This window comes from Vineibacter terrae, from assembly GCF_008039615.1.
Lineage (GTDB): Bacteria > Pseudomonadota > Alphaproteobacteria > Reyranellales > Reyranellaceae > Vineibacter > Vineibacter terrae.
On sequence record NZ_VDUZ01000042.1, the window covers coordinates 1 to 18,748 of the forward strand.

14 protein-coding genes are annotated in these 18,748 nt (G+C 68.9%); 4 read left to right on the forward strand and 10 right to left on the reverse strand.

What is annotated here, in order from left to right; genetic code table 11:
* Positions 1-46: 46 nt before the first annotated feature.
* The 3 genes from FHP25_RS29490 to FHP25_RS29500 form a co-directional block, all read right to left on the reverse strand.
* Positions 47-1,213 carry an HlyD family secretion protein gene (locus FHP25_RS29490; protein ID WP_147850572.1) on the reverse strand — a complete coding sequence of 389 codons (1,167 nt, stop codon included), beginning with the start codon at positions 1,211-1,213 and terminating at the stop codon, positions 47-49.
* A 332-nt stretch (positions 1,214-1,545) separates the two neighbouring features.
* On the reverse strand, positions 1,546-3,147 hold the full coding sequence (cimA, locus tag FHP25_RS29495) for a citramalate synthase (protein ID WP_147850573.1): 1,602 nt from the start codon (positions 3,145-3,147) through the stop codon (positions 1,546-1,548).
* A 47-nt stretch (positions 3,148-3,194) separates the two neighbouring features.
* Complete coding sequence (locus FHP25_RS29500) at positions 3,195-3,773, reverse strand: HPF/RaiA family ribosome-associated protein (RefSeq protein WP_147850574.1); 579 nt, start codon at positions 3,771-3,773, stop codon at positions 3,195-3,197.
* A gap of 32 nt (positions 3,774-3,805) precedes the next feature.
* Here FHP25_RS29500 and FHP25_RS29505 point away from each other — a divergent pair, with 32 nt between their 5' ends.
* Positions 3,806-4,015: a VOC family protein gene (locus FHP25_RS29505; protein ID WP_178133878.1), complete on the forward strand. Its 210-nt coding sequence runs from the start codon at positions 3,806-3,808 to the stop codon at positions 4,013-4,015.
* Between the two features lie 158 nt (positions 4,016-4,173).
* On the forward strand, positions 4,174-5,577 hold the full coding sequence (locus tag FHP25_RS29510; RefSeq protein WP_147850576.1) for an FAD-binding oxidoreductase: 1,404 nt from the start codon (positions 4,174-4,176) through the stop codon (positions 5,575-5,577).
* Between the two features lie 358 nt (positions 5,578-5,935).
* Here FHP25_RS29510 and FHP25_RS29515 read toward each other — a convergent pair whose 3' ends face one another.
* From FHP25_RS29515 to FHP25_RS29545, 7 genes are all read right to left on the reverse strand, one after another.
* Positions 5,936-8,620, reverse strand: coding sequence for a nitrate reductase (locus tag FHP25_RS29515; RefSeq protein ID WP_147850577.1), 2,685 nt, complete (start codon positions 8,618-8,620; stop codon positions 5,936-5,938).
* 21 nt (positions 8,621-8,641) lie between these two features.
* Positions 8,642-9,880: an NAD(P)/FAD-dependent oxidoreductase gene (locus FHP25_RS29520; RefSeq protein WP_147850578.1), complete on the reverse strand. Its 1,239-nt coding sequence runs from the start codon at positions 9,878-9,880 to the stop codon at positions 8,642-8,644.
* Between the two features lies 1 nt (position 9,881).
* Entirely contained in the window at positions 9,882-10,685 is an 804-nt protein-coding gene (locus FHP25_RS29525; protein WP_147850579.1) for an ABC transporter ATP-binding protein, read from the reverse strand.
* Between the two features lie 11 nt (positions 10,686-10,696).
* Positions 10,697-11,590: a nitrate ABC transporter permease gene (gene ntrB / locus FHP25_RS29530; protein WP_231712523.1), complete on the reverse strand. Its 894-nt coding sequence runs from the start codon at positions 11,588-11,590 to the stop codon at positions 10,697-10,699.
* Positions 11,591-11,630: 40 nt separating this feature from the next.
* The gene (locus FHP25_RS29535) at positions 11,631-12,956 is read right to left on the reverse strand and encodes a CmpA/NrtA family ABC transporter substrate-binding protein (RefSeq protein WP_147850581.1); all 1,326 of its coding nucleotides are present in this window, start codon (positions 12,954-12,956) and stop codon (positions 11,631-11,633) included.
* Positions 12,953-14,242 carry a CmpA/NrtA family ABC transporter substrate-binding protein gene (locus FHP25_RS29540; protein WP_147850582.1) on the reverse strand — a complete coding sequence of 430 codons (1,290 nt, stop codon included), beginning with the start codon at positions 14,240-14,242 and terminating at the stop codon, positions 12,953-12,955. Before FHP25_RS29540 ends, FHP25_RS29535 begins: the two co-directional genes overlap by 4 nt.
* Before the next feature lie 261 nt (positions 14,243-14,503).
* The gene (locus FHP25_RS29545) at positions 14,504-15,157 is read right to left on the reverse strand and encodes an ANTAR domain-containing response regulator (RefSeq protein WP_231712525.1); all 654 of its coding nucleotides are present in this window, start codon (positions 15,155-15,157) and stop codon (positions 14,504-14,506) included.
* A 239-nt stretch (positions 15,158-15,396) separates the two neighbouring features.
* Between FHP25_RS29545 and FHP25_RS29550 the strand changes: the two genes are divergently transcribed.
* Positions 15,397-17,169, forward strand: coding sequence for a NirA family protein (locus FHP25_RS29550; RefSeq protein WP_147850584.1), 1,773 nt, complete (start codon positions 15,397-15,399; stop codon positions 17,167-17,169).
* A gap of 4 nt (positions 17,170-17,173) precedes the next feature.
* The gene (locus FHP25_RS29555) at positions 17,174-18,745 is read left to right on the forward strand and encodes a sulfite reductase subunit alpha (protein ID WP_147850585.1); all 1,572 of its coding nucleotides are present in this window, start codon (positions 17,174-17,176) and stop codon (positions 18,743-18,745) included.
* Positions 18,746-18,748: the final 3 nt, after the last annotated feature.

Below are 18,748 nucleotides of genomic sequence, written 5' to 3' on the forward strand. Positions count from 1 at the left end.
ATCCCGGCGTCGGCTCGCTGATCTACACCGCCATCCTGCAGGGCGACTACAACCTGCTGATGGGCACGGTGTCGCTGTCGATCGTCGCCGTCGCCACCGGACCACCCAGGCCGACCGAGCGGGCGAGGGTGGCCCATAGCTCGCCGAACGAACGCACATGCCCGGTGTCGATCTCAACCAGCGCGCTCATGCCGACCCGCAGCGGCGGATCGCCGGGCTCGCGGCGCACCTCGACCCGCACGGGGATGCGCTGCACCACCTTGACCCAGTTGCCCGACGCGTTCTGCGGCGGCAGCACGGCGAACTCGGCGCCCGTCGCCTGGGCGATGCTCACCACGGTGCCGCGCCAGACGCGATCGGGGTAGGTGTCGATATGCACCCTCGCGGATTGCCCCGGCCGCACGCGTGTCAGATCGGTCTCCTTGAAGTTGGCCTCGACCCACAGGCCGTCATCGGCCACCACCGTCATCACCGCCGTCCCGGCCAGGGCGTGCGTGCCCACGGTCGGCTTGCGCGCCGTGATGCCGTCGATCGGCGCCTCGATGCGCGTGCGGCGCAGGTTCAGCGCCGCCTCGTCGCGGGCCGCCCGGCTCTGCTTCACGCGCGGGTGGTCGTCGGTATGGATCTTGGGATCGCCGGCCAGCCCCGCCTCCAGCCGCATCAGCTCCTCGTTCAGCATGGCGATGCGCTGGCGCGCCAGATCGAGGTCGCGCCGGGCTTCGTCAAGGCGCTGGCTGGAGACCACCTTGCGCTGGGCCAGCTCGTTCTGGCGCTCGAAGTCGGTGGCGGCGAATGTCTCCTGGCTTTTGGCGGCCTTGATCTCCTCGCGCTTCTGCCGGTAGCTGGCGCGCAGCCCGCGCACATCCGCCCGCACGGTCTCCAGCTCCGACTCGGCCCGCGCCAGCGCCAGCCGGTAGGGCTCGTCCTGGATGCGGAACAGGAGATCCCCGCGCGAGACGCGCTGGTTCTCGACTACGGCGACCTCGACGACGACGCCCGGAACCTCCGGTGCGATCAGGACGCGGTCGCCTTTGACGTAGGCGTTGTCGGTGCTGACGTGGCGGCCGGCCATGAGCCAGAACGCAACCCCGACGACAGCCGCCAGAACCGGCAGCGCCCACATGAAGCCGCGGGCGACCGCCCGGCGGCTTGGCCGCAGCCGTGGCGGCGGCGCCTGCGCTTGCCCTGGATGGGTTTCGACTGTGTCGCGCATCCCCTACCGTCTGCGGCCGCTTGCCGGCCACGCCGTCGCTGCGGCGGAGATTCCGTCGCCTCCCTGAAACAACTATTTTGCCCGATCTTGAGCCATGCGTCGCGGACTTTGATAAGCCTCCCGGGCATGGCTGCAATGGTTCGAAGGCGCAGCATCCGGGCGGGGCTTTCGCTTACGACCCTACCGTCATCCCGAGCGCAGCGAGGGATCTCCCGCGAATGGCGCACCGTGCGCCGTACCGCAGGAGATCCCTCGCTGGCGCTCGGGATGACAGCGAGGTCATAAGCGAAATGCCCGCGCCTTCGTACACGACAGCCCTGTTCCGGCCGGCTTCACACCGCCGGCGTCGCGCCGTCGCGGAACAGCTTGTAGGTGATGGCGTCGTAGAGCGCGTTGTACGACGCATCGATGATGTTGGGCGACACCCCGATGGTGGTCCAGCGCTGCCCGTGGCCGTCGGCGCTCTCGATCATGACCCGGGTGATGGCGGCGGTGCCGCCCGCCGAGTCCAGGATGCGCACCTTGAAGTCGATCAGGCGCATGTCGACGAGTTCGGCGTAGTGCGGCAGCAGCGCCTTGCGCAGGGCCGAGTCCAGGGCGTTGACCGGGCCGTTGCCCTCGCCCACCTCCATCACCCGATGCTTGGCGACGTCGAGCTTCACCGTGGCCTCGGACAGGGTGATCAGCTCGCCCCGGGCATTCCAGCGGCGCTCGGCCAGCACGCGGAAGCTCTGCAGCACGAAGTAGTCGGGCACGGTATGCAGCTCGCGCCGGGCCAGCAGCTCGAACGAAGCATCGGCGCCGTCATAGGCGTAGCCGTTGGCTTCGCGCTCCTTGACGATCTCCAGCAGCCGCATCACGTCGGGGCTCCTGGGATCGATCTCCAGGCCGATCTGCCGGAAGCGCGCCATCACGTTGGAGCGGCCGGCCTGGTCGGACACGACGATGATGCGCTCGTTGCCGACCACCGCCGGATCGATATGCTCGTAGGTGCGCGGGTCCTTCTCGACGGCGCTGACATGCAGGCCGCCCTTGTGCGCAAAAGCACGCGAGCCGACATAGGCGGCGCTGCGGTTGGGCACCAGGTTCAGACGGTCGTCGAGCAGCCGCGACAGGTGGGTGAGCTTGGCCAGGTTCTCCGCCGGGATGCCGGTGTCATAGCCCATCTTCAGCATGAGGCTGGGGATGAGCGCGATCATGTTGGCATTGCCGCAGCGCTCGCCCAGGCCGTTGATGGTGCCCTGCACCTGGCGGGCGCCGACACGCACGGCGGCGAGTGAATTGGCGACCGCGTTCTCGGTGTCGTTGTGGCAATGGATGCCAATCGACGTGCCGGGAATCTCGGCGCAGACCTCACCCACGATGCGCTCGATGTCGTGCGGCAAGGTGCCGCCGTTGGTGTCGCACAGCACCAGCCAGCGCGCGCCGGCCCGCAGCGCCTCGCGCAGGCAGGTCATGGCGTAGTCGCGGTTGGCCTTGTAGCCGTCGAAGAAATGCTCGGCGTCGAACATCACCTCGTCGACCCGCGTCCTGGCCACCGCCACCGAGTCGGCGATCATGTCGATATACTCGGTGCGGCCCAGCTCCAGCGCGACATCGACATGGAAATCCCAGGTCTTGCCCACCATGCAGACGGTGCGCGCCTGGGTCGACAGAATGGCGTTGAGCCCGGGATCGTTGGCGGCGCTGCGGCCGGCGCGCCGGGTCATGCCGAAGGCGACGAACCTGGCGCGGTTGAACGCCGGCGGTGCGGCGAAGAAGCGGTCGTCGGTCGGATTCGCACCGGGCCAGCCGCCCTCGATGTAGTCGATGCCGATTCGGTCCAGCTCGATCGCGATGGCCGTCTTGTCGGCGACGGAAAAGTCGACGCCCTGGGTCTGGGCGCCGTCACGCAGCGTGGTATCGAACAGGTAGACGCGATTGTCGGCAGTCATCAGAAGCTCCGGTGAACAGGGCTTCTTGCCGCCCGGCCCGCCGGCCGTCAACCGCTCTCCTGCTTCATCCGGGCCACGCGGGCATGCACGCGATAGTCGCCCTCATGCGCCTCGTAGCTGACCTGGGCGCCTTTCTGCAGGGCCTCGAACTCGCCGGGTTGCATGCTGCTGCGGTCGAAATGGATCTCATCACCCGTGGCGGCCGTGATCAGGCCGTAGCCGTCCTCGGGATAGAGTCCGGTCACGGTCCCGACACCCTGCTCGTCGTGCGCCTTGACCTCGCCCCGCAGCAGCCCCGTCTGGTCCTGCAGCTGTCGGCGCGCGGTCCGGAAGGCTTCATGAATGGCCACATTGGGGTCGGCCAGCTGCTTGCGCTCCGGCGGCTGGCGGCTCACCACCACGCCGCGCTGACCCGGCATTTCGATATGGATACGGACGCTGAACAGGCCGCCCTTGGCCTGCCGGCCATCCGGGGCGCGCACCACCACACGACATGACGTGCCCCGACCGAAGAATCGCTCCAACCGGTTGATTTCTCGCTCGATGCGCGATTGCACAAACTCTGAAGATTCCATGTTCTCGAAGACGATGGTTGGCACAGTTTCCATCACGCTCTCCGCGACCACTACGCCTTTTGGCCAACGACGAGCGAGCGCCGGTGTTCCGCGCCGGGGTGGCACGGTTTTGCGGCATAGCCGAGTTCGCGCGCCACCTGCCGACAGTGGGCGCCGAGGTCATCAACGGTCCCAAGGACGTGCCCACCGGCCAGAACATGCTCGTGCGCCATCCCGACGGCACGCTGGTCGAGTATGTCGAGCACCGGCACAAGCACCCGGCGGGCCGCCTGGCCGAGCCCGGCGGCGACTAGCGGTTGTCGCCACGTGGCCGTGCCCTGGCAGCGCTGCAGGCGGACAGTGAATAGACGCTCGCCCTGCCCCCGATGGCGCCGTTGCGCGCCTTGAACGGCCGGCGCTTTGTCGCCATTGTCAGCCGGATACAGGCACCCGCCTGCAGGAGAATTCCGCCATGGCCCTGGCCGCCGCGGTGCATCCGCCGCATATCGACGAGACCATTGCCGAGCTGAAGGCCATTTTCGGCGACCGTCTCAGCACTGCCGCTGCCGTGCGCGAGCAGCACGGCAAGGACATCAGCTACCACGAGGCCCATCTGCCGGACGCCGTGGTGTTCGCCGAGTCGACGGCGGAAGTGCAGAAGGTCGTGCAGATCTGCGCCCGCTACCGCACGCCGATCATCGCCTTCGGCACCGGCACGTCGCTGGAAGGGCACATCTCGGCGCCGCAGGGCGGCATCTCGGTCGATGTCAGCCGCATGAACCAGGTGCTGCAGGTCAACGAGGCCGACCTCGACGTCGTGGTGCAGCCGGGCGTCACGCGCAAGCAGCTCAACGAGTACATCCGGGCCACCGGCCTGTTCTTCCCCATCGATCCCGGCGCCGACGCCTCGATCGGCGGCATGACCAGCACCCGCGCCTCGGGCACCAACGCGGTGCGCTACGGCACCATGCGCGAGAACGTGCTGGCGCTGCAGGTGGTGACTGCGGACGGCCGGATCATGCGGCTGGGCCGGCGCGCGCGCAAATCGGCGGCCGGCTACGACCTCGTGAAGCTGTTCGTCGGCTCGGAAGGCACGCTGGGCATCATCACCGAGATCACGCTGCGGCTCTACGGCATCCCCGAGGCGATGGCGGCGGCGACCTGCGCCTTCGAAAGCCTGGAGGGCGCCGTTAACACCGTGATCCAGACCATCCAGTCGGGCGTGCCGATCGCGCGCATCGAGCTGCTGGACGACATCCAGGTCGACTCGGTGAACCGCTATTCCAAGATGAGCCTGCCGGTCAAGAACACGCTGTTCCTCGAGTTCCATGGCACCGAAGCCAGCGTCAAGGAGCAGGCCGAGATGGTCCAGGCCATCGCCAGCGACAATGGCGGCGGCAGCTTCGCCTTCACCACCCAGGCCGAGGAGCGCACCCGGATGTGGCAGGCGCGCCATGACGCTGCCTGGGCCAACAAGGCGCTGAAGGCCGGCTGGGGCATGTGGGCCACCGATGTCTGCGTGCCGATCTCGCGGCTGGCCGAATGCATCCTCGCCACCAAGAACGACATCGTGGCGCTGGACCTGGTGGCGCCGATCGTCGGCCATGTCGGCGACGGCAACTTCCACCTCACCATCATGGTCGACCCCGACGACCCGACATGCCTGAAGCGGGCCGACGCGCTCAACGACCGCATGGTGGCGCGGGCGCTCGAGCTGGGCGGTACCTGCACCGGCGAGCACGGCGTCGGGCTGGGCAAGATCAAGTACCTCTATGCCGAGCATGGCGAGTCGGTGAGCCTGATGCGCGCCGTCAAGCGGGCCATCGACCCCGACAACATCATGAACCCCGGCAAGATCTTCGGGCCGTTGAACTGAGATCTCCTGCTGTCATCCCGAGAGTATGTGATGTCCTTCCCCCGGAGGGCAGGGATACCGCGCTTGGATTTCGATTACCTTTCCCCGCAAGCGGCAGGGCTGTCCGGGGAAAATGTCCGCTAGAATCTAGCACTTTTCGCTACAACAACGCTTCATGGTGAGCTTGTCGAACCATGAAGCGTCTCGCACCAGCCGTCGTGCGCGGCCTTCATGGTTCGACAAGCTCACCATGAAGGCTTTTTCCCCGGACAGCCCTGCCGCTTGCGGGGGAAGGTAATCGAAATCCACATGCGATTGCCCTGCCCTCGGTGGGAAGGATAAGGATAAAGTCACACGCTCCGGGCGCTGCGAGCGAAGATCAGGCTACCCCGGCCAGCAAGGCGCGCAGCTCGGGCAGGCACGAGCCGCAATTGGTGCCGGCCCTGAGGCGCTCGCCCAGGGCACGCGTGGTGCGGCAGCCCGTGGCGATCGCCTTTTCGATCGCGTCGCGGCCGACGCCGTGGCAGGCGCAGACGGCGGGCCCCAGGTCGGCGCTTCGTCCGGGATCGCGTCCGGCCAGCACCGAACGCCGCTGGCCCGGCGTGATACGGGCTTCGCTGAACAGGGCCGCCGGGCCGATGCGTGATGGCAAGCCGGCCGCATCCGGCGCGATGTACATCGCAAGCTGCAGCTGACCGCCATGCAGCAGCGCGGCGCGGTAGCGGCCGATGGCAGGGTCGCGATAGAGCAGCCATTCGGCCTCTGTCACGGCAGCGGTCGCCAGCGCCTCGAGGCGCTCCCACGCCGCCACGGGGGCCTCGGGGCCGGCCAGCTCGTAGCGCCAATGGCCGGCGCCGCGCACGGCAACCCAGTAGCCGCGGCAATCGAACGCCAAAGGCTGCCGCGACAGCACGAAGCCCTGCCATCGCGTGGCCACGGCGCTGACGCGCACCGGCGTCGCCTTCAGCTCGGGCTGGCCGGAAATGGGATCGGCCTGCGGATTGACCACCTCGTTCACGCGGCCGGCGGCGCTCAACACGCCGGTCCAGTGCATGGGCGCGAAAACCGTGCCCGGCCGCTGCTCGGCGGTCGTCTGCACGCGCATAACGGCGGCACCCCACCGGCTTTCGATGTGCGCCAGCCCGTCATCGGCAAGCCCGAACCGTGCCGCATCGTCGGGGTGCACGGCGAGCAGCGGCACCGGACGATGCGCCGAAAGACGCGGCGTGCGTCCGGTGCGTGTCATGGTATGCCACTGGTCGCGATAGCGGCCGGTATTCAAGACCAGAGGGAAGGCCTCGGTCGCGGCATGGCACGGCGGCCGCGGCGTGACGGCGACGAACCGTCCGCGGCGATCGGGTGTGTGGAAGCTGCCGTCGCCGAACAGCCGTTGCTGCAAACCTGACTCGCCGGCGCGCCACGGCCATTGAAACGGCTCGAGCCCGTCGTACAGCGACGCCGGAATATCCGCCACGGCACCGATATCGAACGCGCGTGCACCATCGTTCTCGAAAGCCGACAGCCGCGCATGCTCACGGAAGATATCGGCCGGGCCGTGATAGTCGAAGGCTTCGGCGTAGCCCAGGCGGCGGCCGATCTGACTCAGCGCCCACCAGTCCGGCCGCGCCAGGCCCGGCGCCGGCCGGAGCGGACGCTGGCGCGAGATCCGGCGCTCCGAGTTCGTGACAGTGCCGTCCTTCTCGCCCCAGGCGGCGGCAGGCAGCAGCACATGCGCAAGGCGCGCGGTATCGGTGTCGCGCACGAAGTCGGAAACGACAACGAAATCGCAAGCCTGCAACGCGCGCACGACCTGGCCGGCATCGGGCATGCTGACCGCCGGGTTGGTGGCCATCACCCAGACGGCTTTGATCTCGCCGGTCCCGATGGCACGGAACAGGTCGATGGCCTTATGGCCGGCGCCGGTCGCCAGATGCGGTGCCTGCCAGAAGCGGCGTACGCGGTCGATCGCGACGGGATCGTCATAGTCCATATGCGCGGCGAGCTGGTTGGCGAGCGCGCCGACCTCTCGGCCGCCCATGGCGTTGGGTTGGCCGGTGACGGAGAACGGCCCCATCCCGGGCCGCCCGATACGGCCCGTGAGCAAATGGGTGTTGATGATGGCATTGACCTTGTCGGTGCCGGCCGACGACTGGTTCACGCCCTGGGAGTAGACGGTGACGGTCCTTTCGGACTGTGCCACCCAGGCGTAGAGCCGCGCCACGTCTGCCGCCGGCAGGCCGCACCACCGCGCCACGGCTGCGACGTCCGGCGTCGCCGCGCGGGCGGCCGCCAGCGCGGCATCGAGTCCGACCGTGTGCCGGTCGACGAACCGGCGGTCGACGACGCCGGTATCGTGCAGATGCAGCAGCAGTCCGTTGAACAATGCCACGTCGCTGCCGGCGGCCAGCGGCAGGTGCAGATCGGCGATGTCGCAGGTGGCCGTACGCCGCGGGTCGACGACCACGACCCGCATGTCCGGCCGCGCCTCGCGGGCCGCGGCGATGCGCTGGAACAGCACGGGGTGGCACCAGGCGAGGTTCGAGCCGACCAGGACGACGAGATCGGCCAGCTCGAGGTCCTCATAGGTTCCCGGCACGGTGTCGCTGCCGAAAGCGCGCCGGTGGCCGGCGACCGAGGACGCCATGCACAGCCGCGAATTGGTATCGAGGTGGCGCGAGCCGATGAACCCCTTCAGCAGCTTGTTGGCGACGTAGTAGTCCTCGGTCAGGAGCTGGCCGGACACATAGAAGGCGATGGCGTCGGGACCATGCGCCGCTGCGATCGCCGCGAAGCGGTTTGCCACGTGGTCGAGCGCCTCGTCCCAGCCGGCCGGGCGGCCGCCGATCACCGGCGCCAGCAGACGGCCCTCCAGGCCCAGAGTCTCACCGAGCGCCGAGCCCTTGGAGCACAGCCGGCCGAAATTCGCCGGGTGTGCCGGATCACCCGCAACCGTCGCGCCCCCTTGCCCGTCGCTGCTCGCCAGCACGCCGCAGCCGACGCCGCAATAGGCGCACGTCGTGCGCACGATATCGCGGGCTTCTCGCGCGAGTGGCAGCACGGTCATCGGCCCCGGGCGGCGGCCTGGCTACGCCGCCTGCCGCGCGGGCTCGGCGAAAGCGCGGCCCAGCACCAGCGGCTCGCGCAAATGCAGCACCGGCTCGCCGCGCTGCATCAGGTCGAACAGCCAGCCGCCATCGGCAGCATCGCCAACCAGCACCGCGCCCGCGAGGCGACCGTCGCGCAGCACCACCTTTCTGTACAAGCCCGTGTCAGGGTCGGCGCAGACGGCCTCCTCGGCGCCGTCAGCCGCGGCGATGTCACCGGCCGCGTACACCGCCACGCCGGCAACCTTGAGGTTGGTGCCGACGATCGAGCCACGATAGGCCACCTTACGGTTGCCTGCGAGACGGGCCGCCAGGACATCGGCCTGCGCCCAGGCCGGGGCCACGAGGCCATAGACCTGCCCGGCGTGCTCGACGCATTCGCCGATCGCCGAGATCGCGGTGTCCGATGTCGCCAGCGCATCGTCGACCAGCACGCCGCGCCGGACCGCCAGCCCCGCGGCCCGGGCCAGCGCCACGTTGGGCCGCACGCCCACGGCCATCACCACCAGGTCGGTGGCCAGGCGCCGACCGTCCCGCAGCCGCACGGCCTCGACACGGCCCTCGCCCTCGATGGCCGCGGTATCGGCACGAAGCGCGAAGCGGATCCCGCGGCGCTCCAGGTCGCGCTGCAGATAGAGCGCCGCGGTCCGATCGAGCTGGCGCTCCATCAGATGCCCCATGAGATGCACCACGGTGACATCGAGGCCGCGCTGCCGCAGTCCCCACGCGGCTTCAAGGCCCAGCAGCCCGCCACCGATCACCACGGCGCGCCGTCGCGTGCGTGTCGCGGCGATCAGGTGCTCGACATCGTCGAGGTCGCGGAACGTGCGCACGCCATCGAGGTCCTTGCCGGGCAACGGCAGCTGGACGGCGTCGGAGCCCGTGGCGAGCACAAGATGGTCGTACGCCGCCTGCCCGCCGGCGGCATCGTGCACGATGCGCCGCTCGCGATCGATGCTGGTGATCGCCACGCCCGCATGGAACGTGATCCCGCGCCGGCTGAACCAGGCCGCGTCGGTGTCCATCACGTCGGCAGCCGACTTCTCGCCGGACAGCACCGTCGACAGCAGGATCCGGTTGTAGTTGGCGCGCGGCTCGGCGCCGAACACGGTGATCGACCAGCGCTGCGGCGAGTCCTCGGCAAGGCGCTCCAGCAGGCGATGCGCCGCCATGCCGTTGCCGGCGACGACAAGGCGCGGGGGAGCCGGGCTCGGGCACATGTCAGGCCGCCCGCGACGGCAGCTTGTGCCGCGAATACAGGAACGCCATCACCGCCGCCCGGCAGCCTGTGTATTCGGGATCGGTCGCCAGCTCCAGCCGCCGCCGCGGCCGCGGCAGGTCGACCGCCAGCACCTCGCCGATGGTTGCCGACGGGCCGTTGGTCATCATCACGATGCGGTCGGACAGCAGCACGGCCTCGTCGACATCGTGGGTGATCATCATCACCGTGTTGCCGAGCTTGGCGTGGATATCCATCACCGAGTCCTGGAGATGGGCCCGGGTGAGCGCATCGAGCGCGCCGAACGGCTCGTCCATCAGCAGCACCTTGGGCTGCATCGCCAGCGCCCGCGCGATGCCGACGCGCTGCTTCATGCCGCCCGAGACCTCGTGCGGCCGCTTGTCCTTGTGCTGCGCCATCTGCACCAGCTCCAGCTTGTGCATGACCCAGTCGTGGCGCTCCTTTGACGACTTGGTGCCGCCGAACACCTTGTCGACGGCGATGCGCACGTTGCCGTACACGGTCAGCCACGGCAGCAAGGAGTGGTTCTGGAACACGATGGCGCGATCGGGTCCGGGGGCGTCGACCACTTGGCCTTCGAGGAAGACCTCGCCGGTGGTCGACTTCAGCAAGCCACCGACGATGTTCAGCAAGGTCGACTTGCCGCAGCCCGAATGGCCGATGATCGAAACGTACTCACCCTCGCCGATGCGCAGGTCGACATCGCGCAGCACCTCGCTGGCATGCGTGCCGCGCCGGAAGCTCATGCCGACCTGCTCGAAGCTGAGATAGGCCTTGGCGCCCATGGTCCACCTCCTCACGAAGCCGATGTGCCGCGCGACACGACATGACCCAGGGCCGCGATCAGGCGGTCGAGCAGGAAGCCGACCAGGCCGATGTAGGTCAGCGCCACGATGATGTCGCTGATGCGCGAGCTGTTCCACGCGTCCCAGATGAAGAAGCCGATGCCGACGCCGCCGATCAGCATCTCGGCGGCGACGATGGCCAGCCACGAGAGGCCGACGCCGATGCGCAGGCCGGTGAAGATGTACGGCACCGTGGCCGGCAGCGTGATCTTCCAGAAGAACTCGTACCACGACAGGCGGATGACGGCGGCGACGTTGCGGTAGTCCTGCGGTATCTGGCGCACGCCCACCGACGTGTTGATGATCACGGGCCAGATCGAGGTGATGAAGATCACGAAGATCGCCGAAGGCTGGGCATCGCGGAAGCCGGCCAGCGACAGCGGCAGCCAGGCAAGCGGCGGGATGGTGCGCAGCACCTGGAAGATCGGATCGAGCCCGCGCATCGCCCAGGTGCTCTGGCCGACCAGAACCCCCAGGGCGATGCCCACGACCGCGGCCAGCGCGAAGCCGACGGCGACGCGGCTGAGGCTCCTGGCGATGTGCCAGAATGCGCCCTTGTCGATGCCGCCGTTGTCGTAGAACGGATCGACGATGAAATCCCAGGTGTCGGTCAGCACCTTGCTGGGCGGCGGCAGGCGCGACCCGGCCTGCGCGCACAGCAGCTCCCATACCACCAGCAGCAGCGCCAGCACGATCAACGGCGGGACCACGCGGGCGGAAGCCGCGCTGAACACCGGTCCGCACCGTTCGGCGAGCGACGGCCGCTTCAGCGGCAGCGCCACGACATCCGCTTCCGCTGCCGCTATCGGTGGCCCGGCCTCGGCTGCCGGCTTCAGGGCTTGCACGACTGGCATCATACGCTCCGTGAAGATTTGACCGGCCGGCTCACGCGACCTTCTTGATCGCGAGGCTCGCGAGATAGGCCTTGGGATCGTCGGGATCGAAGACCTTGCCGTCGAAGAAGGTTTCCTTGCCGCGCGAGGTGCCGGCGGGAATCCCGTGCGCCGGCGCGCCGATGCTGTTGGCGGCAGCGCGCCACAGATCCTCGCGGTTGACCTTGGCGACGATGGCCTTGGTGTCGAGATCGGGCGGCAGGATGCCCCAGCGCTGATCCTCGGTGAGGAACCACAGCTCATGGCTCTGGAACGGATAGGAGGCGTGCTCGGCGTAGAACTTCATCAGCAGCGACGTGCCCTTGAGGCTGCGGCCGTCGCCATAGTTCACGTCGCCCTTGATGCGGTTGATGATGTCCGCCGGCGGCACGTTGAACCACTGACGCTTGCCCAGGATGGTGCTCATCTCCTCCTTGTTCTCCATCTTGTCGCACCACACCTGCGCCTCGATGACCGCGCTCAGCACCGCCTGCGCCGCCTTGGGGTTCTTGTCGACCCAGTCGGCGCGCATGCCCAGGCTCTTCTCGGGGTGGTTCTTCCAGATCTCGCCCGTGGTGCAGGCGGTGTATCCGATGCCCTGGTTGACGAGCTGCTCGTTCCACGGCTCGCCGACGCAGAAGGCGTCCATGTTGCCGACCTTCATGTTGGCCACCATCTGCGGCGGCGGCACGACGATGGTCGAGACATCCCGGTCCGGGTCGATGCCGCCCGCCGCCAGCCAGTAGCGGATCCACAGATCGTGCGTGCCGCCGCGGAACGTCATGGCGCATTTGGGATCCTTGCCCGCCGCCTTCATCCTGGCGAAGGCCTCCTTCAGCGGCGCCGAGTCGAGCCGCGCACCGGTAGGCATCAGCTCCTTGGAGACCGAGATCGCCTGGCAGTCGTAGTTGAGCCGGGCCAGGATGTTCATCGGCACGGGCTTGTTCTCGGGCGTGACCGTGCCCAGCGAGATGAGGTACGGCAGCGGCGTCAGGATGTGCGCGCCGTCGATGCCGCCGGCCGCCGAGCCCAGCACGATGTTGTCGCGCGTGGTGCCCCAGGAGGCCTGCTTGTTCACGCTGGCATCGGTGATGCCGTGCTTGTCGAAAAGCTTCTTCTCCTTGGCGATGATCAGGGGCGCAGCATCGGTCAGCGCGATGAAGCCGAGCGTCACCTTGCTGGTCTCCGGTCCGCTCGCCTGCGCAAAGGCGCCGGCAGGAAACGCTGCCCGCACGCTCGACAGCAGGGCGGCGGTGGCCGTGGCAGCGGCGGCGCCCTTCAGCAGATCACGGCGCACGATGCCCCGCCGCTGGGCGCGCGTGCTGGTCTCTCTCGTCATGACGATGCGGCCTCCCGAGCCGAAGAATGGTCCGTCTGGTCTTGCTGGCCCGGCCTGCCGCAGCCGAAGCCGGCGAGGTAGGCGTCGATGTCGGCCGGATCGAAGCAGCGATCGTCGCAGAAGCGATCGGCGCCCAGCGTGATCGCGCCGCCACCGCCGGCAGCCACGCTCCATGGTCCGGCATGCAGGCCATCGCGCTTGCTGTCAGCGGCCGGCGCCGCCAATCCGAGATCGGATGCAGCGAGCCGATAGGCGGCCGGGTCGCACACCGCGGCTGCAGCACCCACGGTCGCCGCTTCGGCATCGACTTGGCCCCAGCGCCGCATCTGCGACAGCGTCCACAGGGCACGCGAGGCCCAGGGAAAGGTGGCCGCGTGATGGTGGAAGAGCAGGCTTCCTGGCGCTGCCAGGCGCAGCGATGTCGCAACGACGGCCTCGGGCACGGGGATCACGTCGGGTCGCGCCATCCAGTAGGCGGCCTCGGCGCGATTCGCCGGATTGTCGAGCCACACGCCGGCCAGCAGCAACGCCCGCAGCAAGGCGCGCAGCGTCGCCGGATAGCGCGCCGCCCAGGCAGTCGTGACACCCAGCACCTTCTCCTGCGCGTTGTTCCAGATGTCGTGCCCGCTGGTCGCCAGCCGGCCGACGCCGAGCGCCTCGGCAAGGTCATTCCAAGGCGCCCCGACGCAATAGCCGTCGATCCGGCCGGCCGTCAGATGGGCGATCATCTGCGGCGGCGGCACGACCTTGAGGCGCACGTCGCGGTCAGGATCGACGCCGCCTGCCGCCAGCCAGTAGCGCAGCAGGTAGTTGTGGCTGGAGTGCGGGAAGACCACGCCGAAGGTCGGCGGCGTCTGGCCCTGCGCACGGCGGCGCTGCGCCAGGCGCGCCAGCGCCCGCGGCACCGACAGGTCGCCGGCCCGGATGGTGGCGTCCTCGGCGACCAGGTCCTCCCACAACGCCTGCGAAACGGTCACACCGTTGCCGTTGAGATTGAGCGCGACCGGCGCCATCAACGGCACGCGCCAGCTGCCGAGCCCAACGGCGTTCGCCACCGGGATCGCCGCCAGCATGTGGCCGCCGTCGAAGACGCCGCTGCAGACCCGATCGCGCAGGGCGGCCCACGACGCCTCGCGGACCAGGCGCACCGAGAGGCCTTCGGCCGCGAAGAAGCCCTTCTCCCGCGCCGCCACCAGCGGCGCCGCATCGACGAGCGGCACGAAGCCGAGGACCAATTCGGTCTTCTCGGGAGCACCTGATGCGTCGATCCGGGTTTCATCCGACATGGGCGCAACGACTCCTGGACTGCGACAGCGCGGTATCGGTCACCGATCCGGCCGTGCCTGCGCGGACCACCTTTGATCCGCCATCTGGAGTCGCCCGCCGTTGGACGACGCACACGGTGAACTCAAGAAGCGTGCCAAGCGCCGCTCACTGCCGATGCGGCGGAAATTCCTGGCGTCGCGCGGCACCAGCTAAGCGCGACGCTCGTGGTGCACTGCACAATATTTGCTCGATCGCTCCTGATTCGCGCACCCAAACGAGCATCACGCCTTGGGTGGCGCCAGCAGATCACTGATGGCGATCACCTGCTCGGCGATCTCCGCCAGCCGCTTGCCCTTGTCCATCGCGAGCTTGCGCAAGGCGCGGTAGGCGTCCTCCTCGCTGAGCCCGCGCTGCGCCATGAGAATGCCCTTGGCCCGCTCGACCAGCTTGCGCTCGACCAGGGTCGCGCGCGCCTTGTCGAGCTCGTCGCGCAGCTCCTGCAACGCCCGGAAACGCGCGATGGCCACGTTCATGATCGGCTTCACGCGCGCCGGGCTCAGCCCATCGACGACGTAGGATGTCACGCCGGCCTTGACGGCCTCGACCGCCATGGCCTCGTCGGTGTCGTCGACGAACATCACGATCGGGCGCGCCTGCTCGCGCGACACATGACGCATGTGCTCCAGCATGTCGCGATTGGGCGACGAGACGTCGACGATGATCATGTCGGGCCCGTGCGCCCGCACATGATCGAGCAGGTCGTCGGTGCCCGAAGCCTGGGCGACGACCCGGTGACCGGCCTCGCTCAGCGTGCGCTCGAGCATCGCACCGCGCTGTGCGTCGTCGTCGACGAGCAGGATCCTCAGCGGCGCTGCAATGCTGCCGCCGGAACGGTTGACGCTCATGATCGGCCCGGCATTCACGCGCTCGTCCACCTTGCACCCTTGTATCCGGCTAGCAACCGCCGTGCCGTGCCCGCCCGATGCGCGGCGGCGATGCCCAAGATGCAGGCAGACCGATCGCCGCATGGCCGTCATAGCCTGCCAACCTCTTGATTCGATTGAGGCCCGGCATGTGGCACGCGGGTTGCTTCCGGGTTGGGCGCTGCGACAACGACGTCGCGCAATTCCGGCGGCAGTGACGTCGCGCTCGGACAAGACTCCAGGAGTCTGCGATGAGCGGCGAGAGCGGCTTCACGCCAGAGCAGCAGCAGTATCTGCAGGGCTTCTTCAGCGGCCTGGCCGCCCGTGGGCAGTCGGGCGGCGGGCAAGCGGCGATGCGCGAGGCGCCACCGTCGTCCCATGCGCTTCATCTCGACGCACAGGATCGCGTGCTGGCCGCAGGCGGAAAGCTCGTTGCCGAGGAGACGGCCAAGCGCAAAAAGGATCCGTTCCAGATGTGGGACGAGATCCAGGACAATGCGGACGCCGGCCGCTTCCCCAAGGGCATCGACGTCTTCCTCACCAAGTTCCACGGCCTCTTCTATGTCGCGCCGGCGCAGGACTCCTACATGTGCCGCCTGCGCATCCCCAACGGCATCCTCAACAGCTTCCAGATGCGCGGCCTTGCCGACATGGCCGACACGCTGGCCGGTGGCTACGCCGACGTGACCACGCGCGCCAACCTGCAGCTGCGCGAGATCGGCGCGGCGCAGGCGCCCGCCGTGCTGATGGGCCTCGCCGATCTGGGGCTGACCTCGCGCGGCTCGGGCGCGGACAACATCCGCAACATCACCGGCAGCCCGACGGCCGGCATCGATCCGCATGAGCTGATCGACACCCGCCCGCTCTGCCGCGCGCTGCATCACACCATCCTCAATCACCGCGAGCTCTACGGCCTGCCGCGCAAGTTCAACGCGGCGTTCGACGGCGGCGGCGATATCGGCGTGCTGGAGGACACCAACGATGTCGGGTTCGTGGCCGTCCGCGTCGACGCCGGCCACGGCGTCGAGCCGGGGGTCTATTTCCGCTGCGAGCTGGGCGGCATCACCGGCCATCTCGATTTCGCGCGCGACACCGGCCTGCTGCTGCGGCCCGGCGACTGCGTGCCGGTGGCCGTGGCGATGATCCGCATCTTCATCAAGCACGGCGACCGCACCGACCGCCGCCGGGCGCGCCTGAAATACCTGCTCGACGACTGGGGCTTCGACCGGTTCATCGCCGAGTCGGAGGCCGAGCTGGGCCGCGCCTTGCCACGGCTGCCGCGCGCGGCCTGCGTGCCGCGCCGCGCCTGGTCACGGCAAGGCCATATCGGCGTGCACGCCCAGAAGCAGACCGGCCTGAATTATATCGGGATCGCGCTGCCCGTGGGCCGCATGACGTCGCGGCAGATGCGCGGGCTGGCCGACCTGGCGCAGTCGCTGGGCAGCGGCACGATCAGGCTCACGGTGTGGCAGAACCTGCTGATCTCCGACATCCCCGACGACAAGATCGCTGCGGCTAAGGCGGCGATCACGGCGCTGGGCCTGCAGTGGCACGCAAGCGCGATCCGTGCCGGCATGGTGGCCTGCACCGGCAGCACCGGCTGCAAGTTCGCAGCCTCGAACACCAAGGGCCAGGCCATGGTGCTGGCCGACCATCTCGAGGCCCGCCTGCAGCTCGACCAGCCGATCAACATCCATCTCACCGGCTGCCACCACAGCTGCGCCCAGCACTATATCGGCGATATCGGCCTGCTGGCCGCCAAGGTCGACCGCGGCGACGATGCGGTCGAGGGCTATGTCGTGCATGTCGGCGGCGGCGCCGGTCCCGACGGGCAGGCCATGGCGCGCGAGATCTATCCGGCCACGGCGTTCGACGACCTGCCGCCGCTGATCGAACGCATGCTGCGCGCCTATCTCGCGCACCGGCGCGACAGCACCGAGGATTTCCGGCACTTCACCCGGCGCCATGACATCGAGGCGCTGCAGCGCCTGTTCGAGGCGCCGGTCACCCTGGCGGCGGAATGAGCTGATGACCTACCTTGCGCCGATCATCCCCGACAACGCGCCGTTCAGCCCGCAGCAGCGCGCCTGGCTCAACGGCCTGCTCGCCGGCCTGCTCAGTCCGGGCACCTCCGGCACGGCTCCATCAGCGACGATCTCGGTCAGCGCACCCGCCGACGATCCGCACGCGGACTTCCCCTGGCACGATCCGGGGCTCGACATGGACGAGCGCCAGAAGCTGGCCGAGGGCCGGCCGCTGCAGCAGCGGCTGATGGCCGCCATGGCGCAGATGGATTGCGGCCAGTGCGGCTACGAATGCCGGACCTATGCCGAAGCCATCGCCACCGGCAGCGAGACGTCGCTGGGCAAATGCCAGCCCGGCGGCAAGGCCACCGCGCGCATGCTCAAGACGCTGATGGAGGCGGCCGGCAGCGGCGATGCGGCCACGCCAGCTGCGCCGGCCGCGGTCCCCGGTCCAGCGGCGGCGCCGGTTGCCGGCCGCTCCGAGGTTCGCGACACCGTCCTGCGCCAGGCGCTGCGTCTCAATGGTGGCGGCTCGGACAAGGACACGCGCCACGTCGTGCTGGAGACCGACCTCGCCTACGAGCCGGGCGACAGCCTGGGCGTGCATGTGAGCAACCCGGCCGACGAGGTCGACGAGATCATCGCCCTGCTGCGCGCCGATCCGACGCAGGCCGTGCGCTGCCCCGACGGCCGGGAGCGCCCGTTGCGCGCGGCGCTGATGGAGGCCGTCGATATCGCGCAGCCCAGCGACCTCGCGATCGAGACGCTGGCCGCCTATGCCAAGGGTGACGATGCCGACCGGCTGCAGGCGCTGGCCGAAGGTTATCCCGGCGCCGAGCCGACCGACGCCGATCTCCTCGACCTGCTGGCGCACTTCCCGTCGACATGCCCGCCGGTGGCAGAGCTGATCCCGACGCTGGCGGGACTGCAGCCGCGACTCTATTCGATCGCCTCGTCGCCGCGGCACGAACCCGGCACAGTGCATCTCTGCGTCGGCACGGTTCGCTACCGCAAGCGGCGGCGCAACCGTCGCGGCATCGCGTCGACCTTCCTCGCCGAGCGGGCGGCGTGCGGCACCCGGGTGCCCGCCTTCATCCAGCATACCCGGGATTTCCGACTGCCCGGCGACGACGTGCCCATCATCATGATCGGGCCCGGCACCGGCATCGCGCCGTTTCGCGCCTTCCTCCAGGACCGGCGTGCCCGCGGCGCCACGGGCCGCAACTGGCTGTTCTTCGGCGACCAGCGCCGCGCCACCGACTTCCTGTTCGAGAATGAGCTCGTCGAATGGACGAAGGACGGCCTGCTGACGCGCCTCGACACGGCCTTCTCGCGCGACCAGGAAGACAAGGTCTACGTCCAGCATCGCATGCGCGAGGCCGGCAAGGCGCTCTATGGCTGGCTGCAGGAGGGCGCGCATCTCTATGTCTGCGGCGATGCGCAGCGCATGGCCAAGGACGTCGATGTGGCGCTGACATTGCTGGCGGCCCGCGAGGGCGGCATGAGCCAGGGCGCGGCCAAGGCCTGGATGGCGGACCTGGCGTGCCAGCATCGCTATCTGCGCGACGTCTACTGAGGG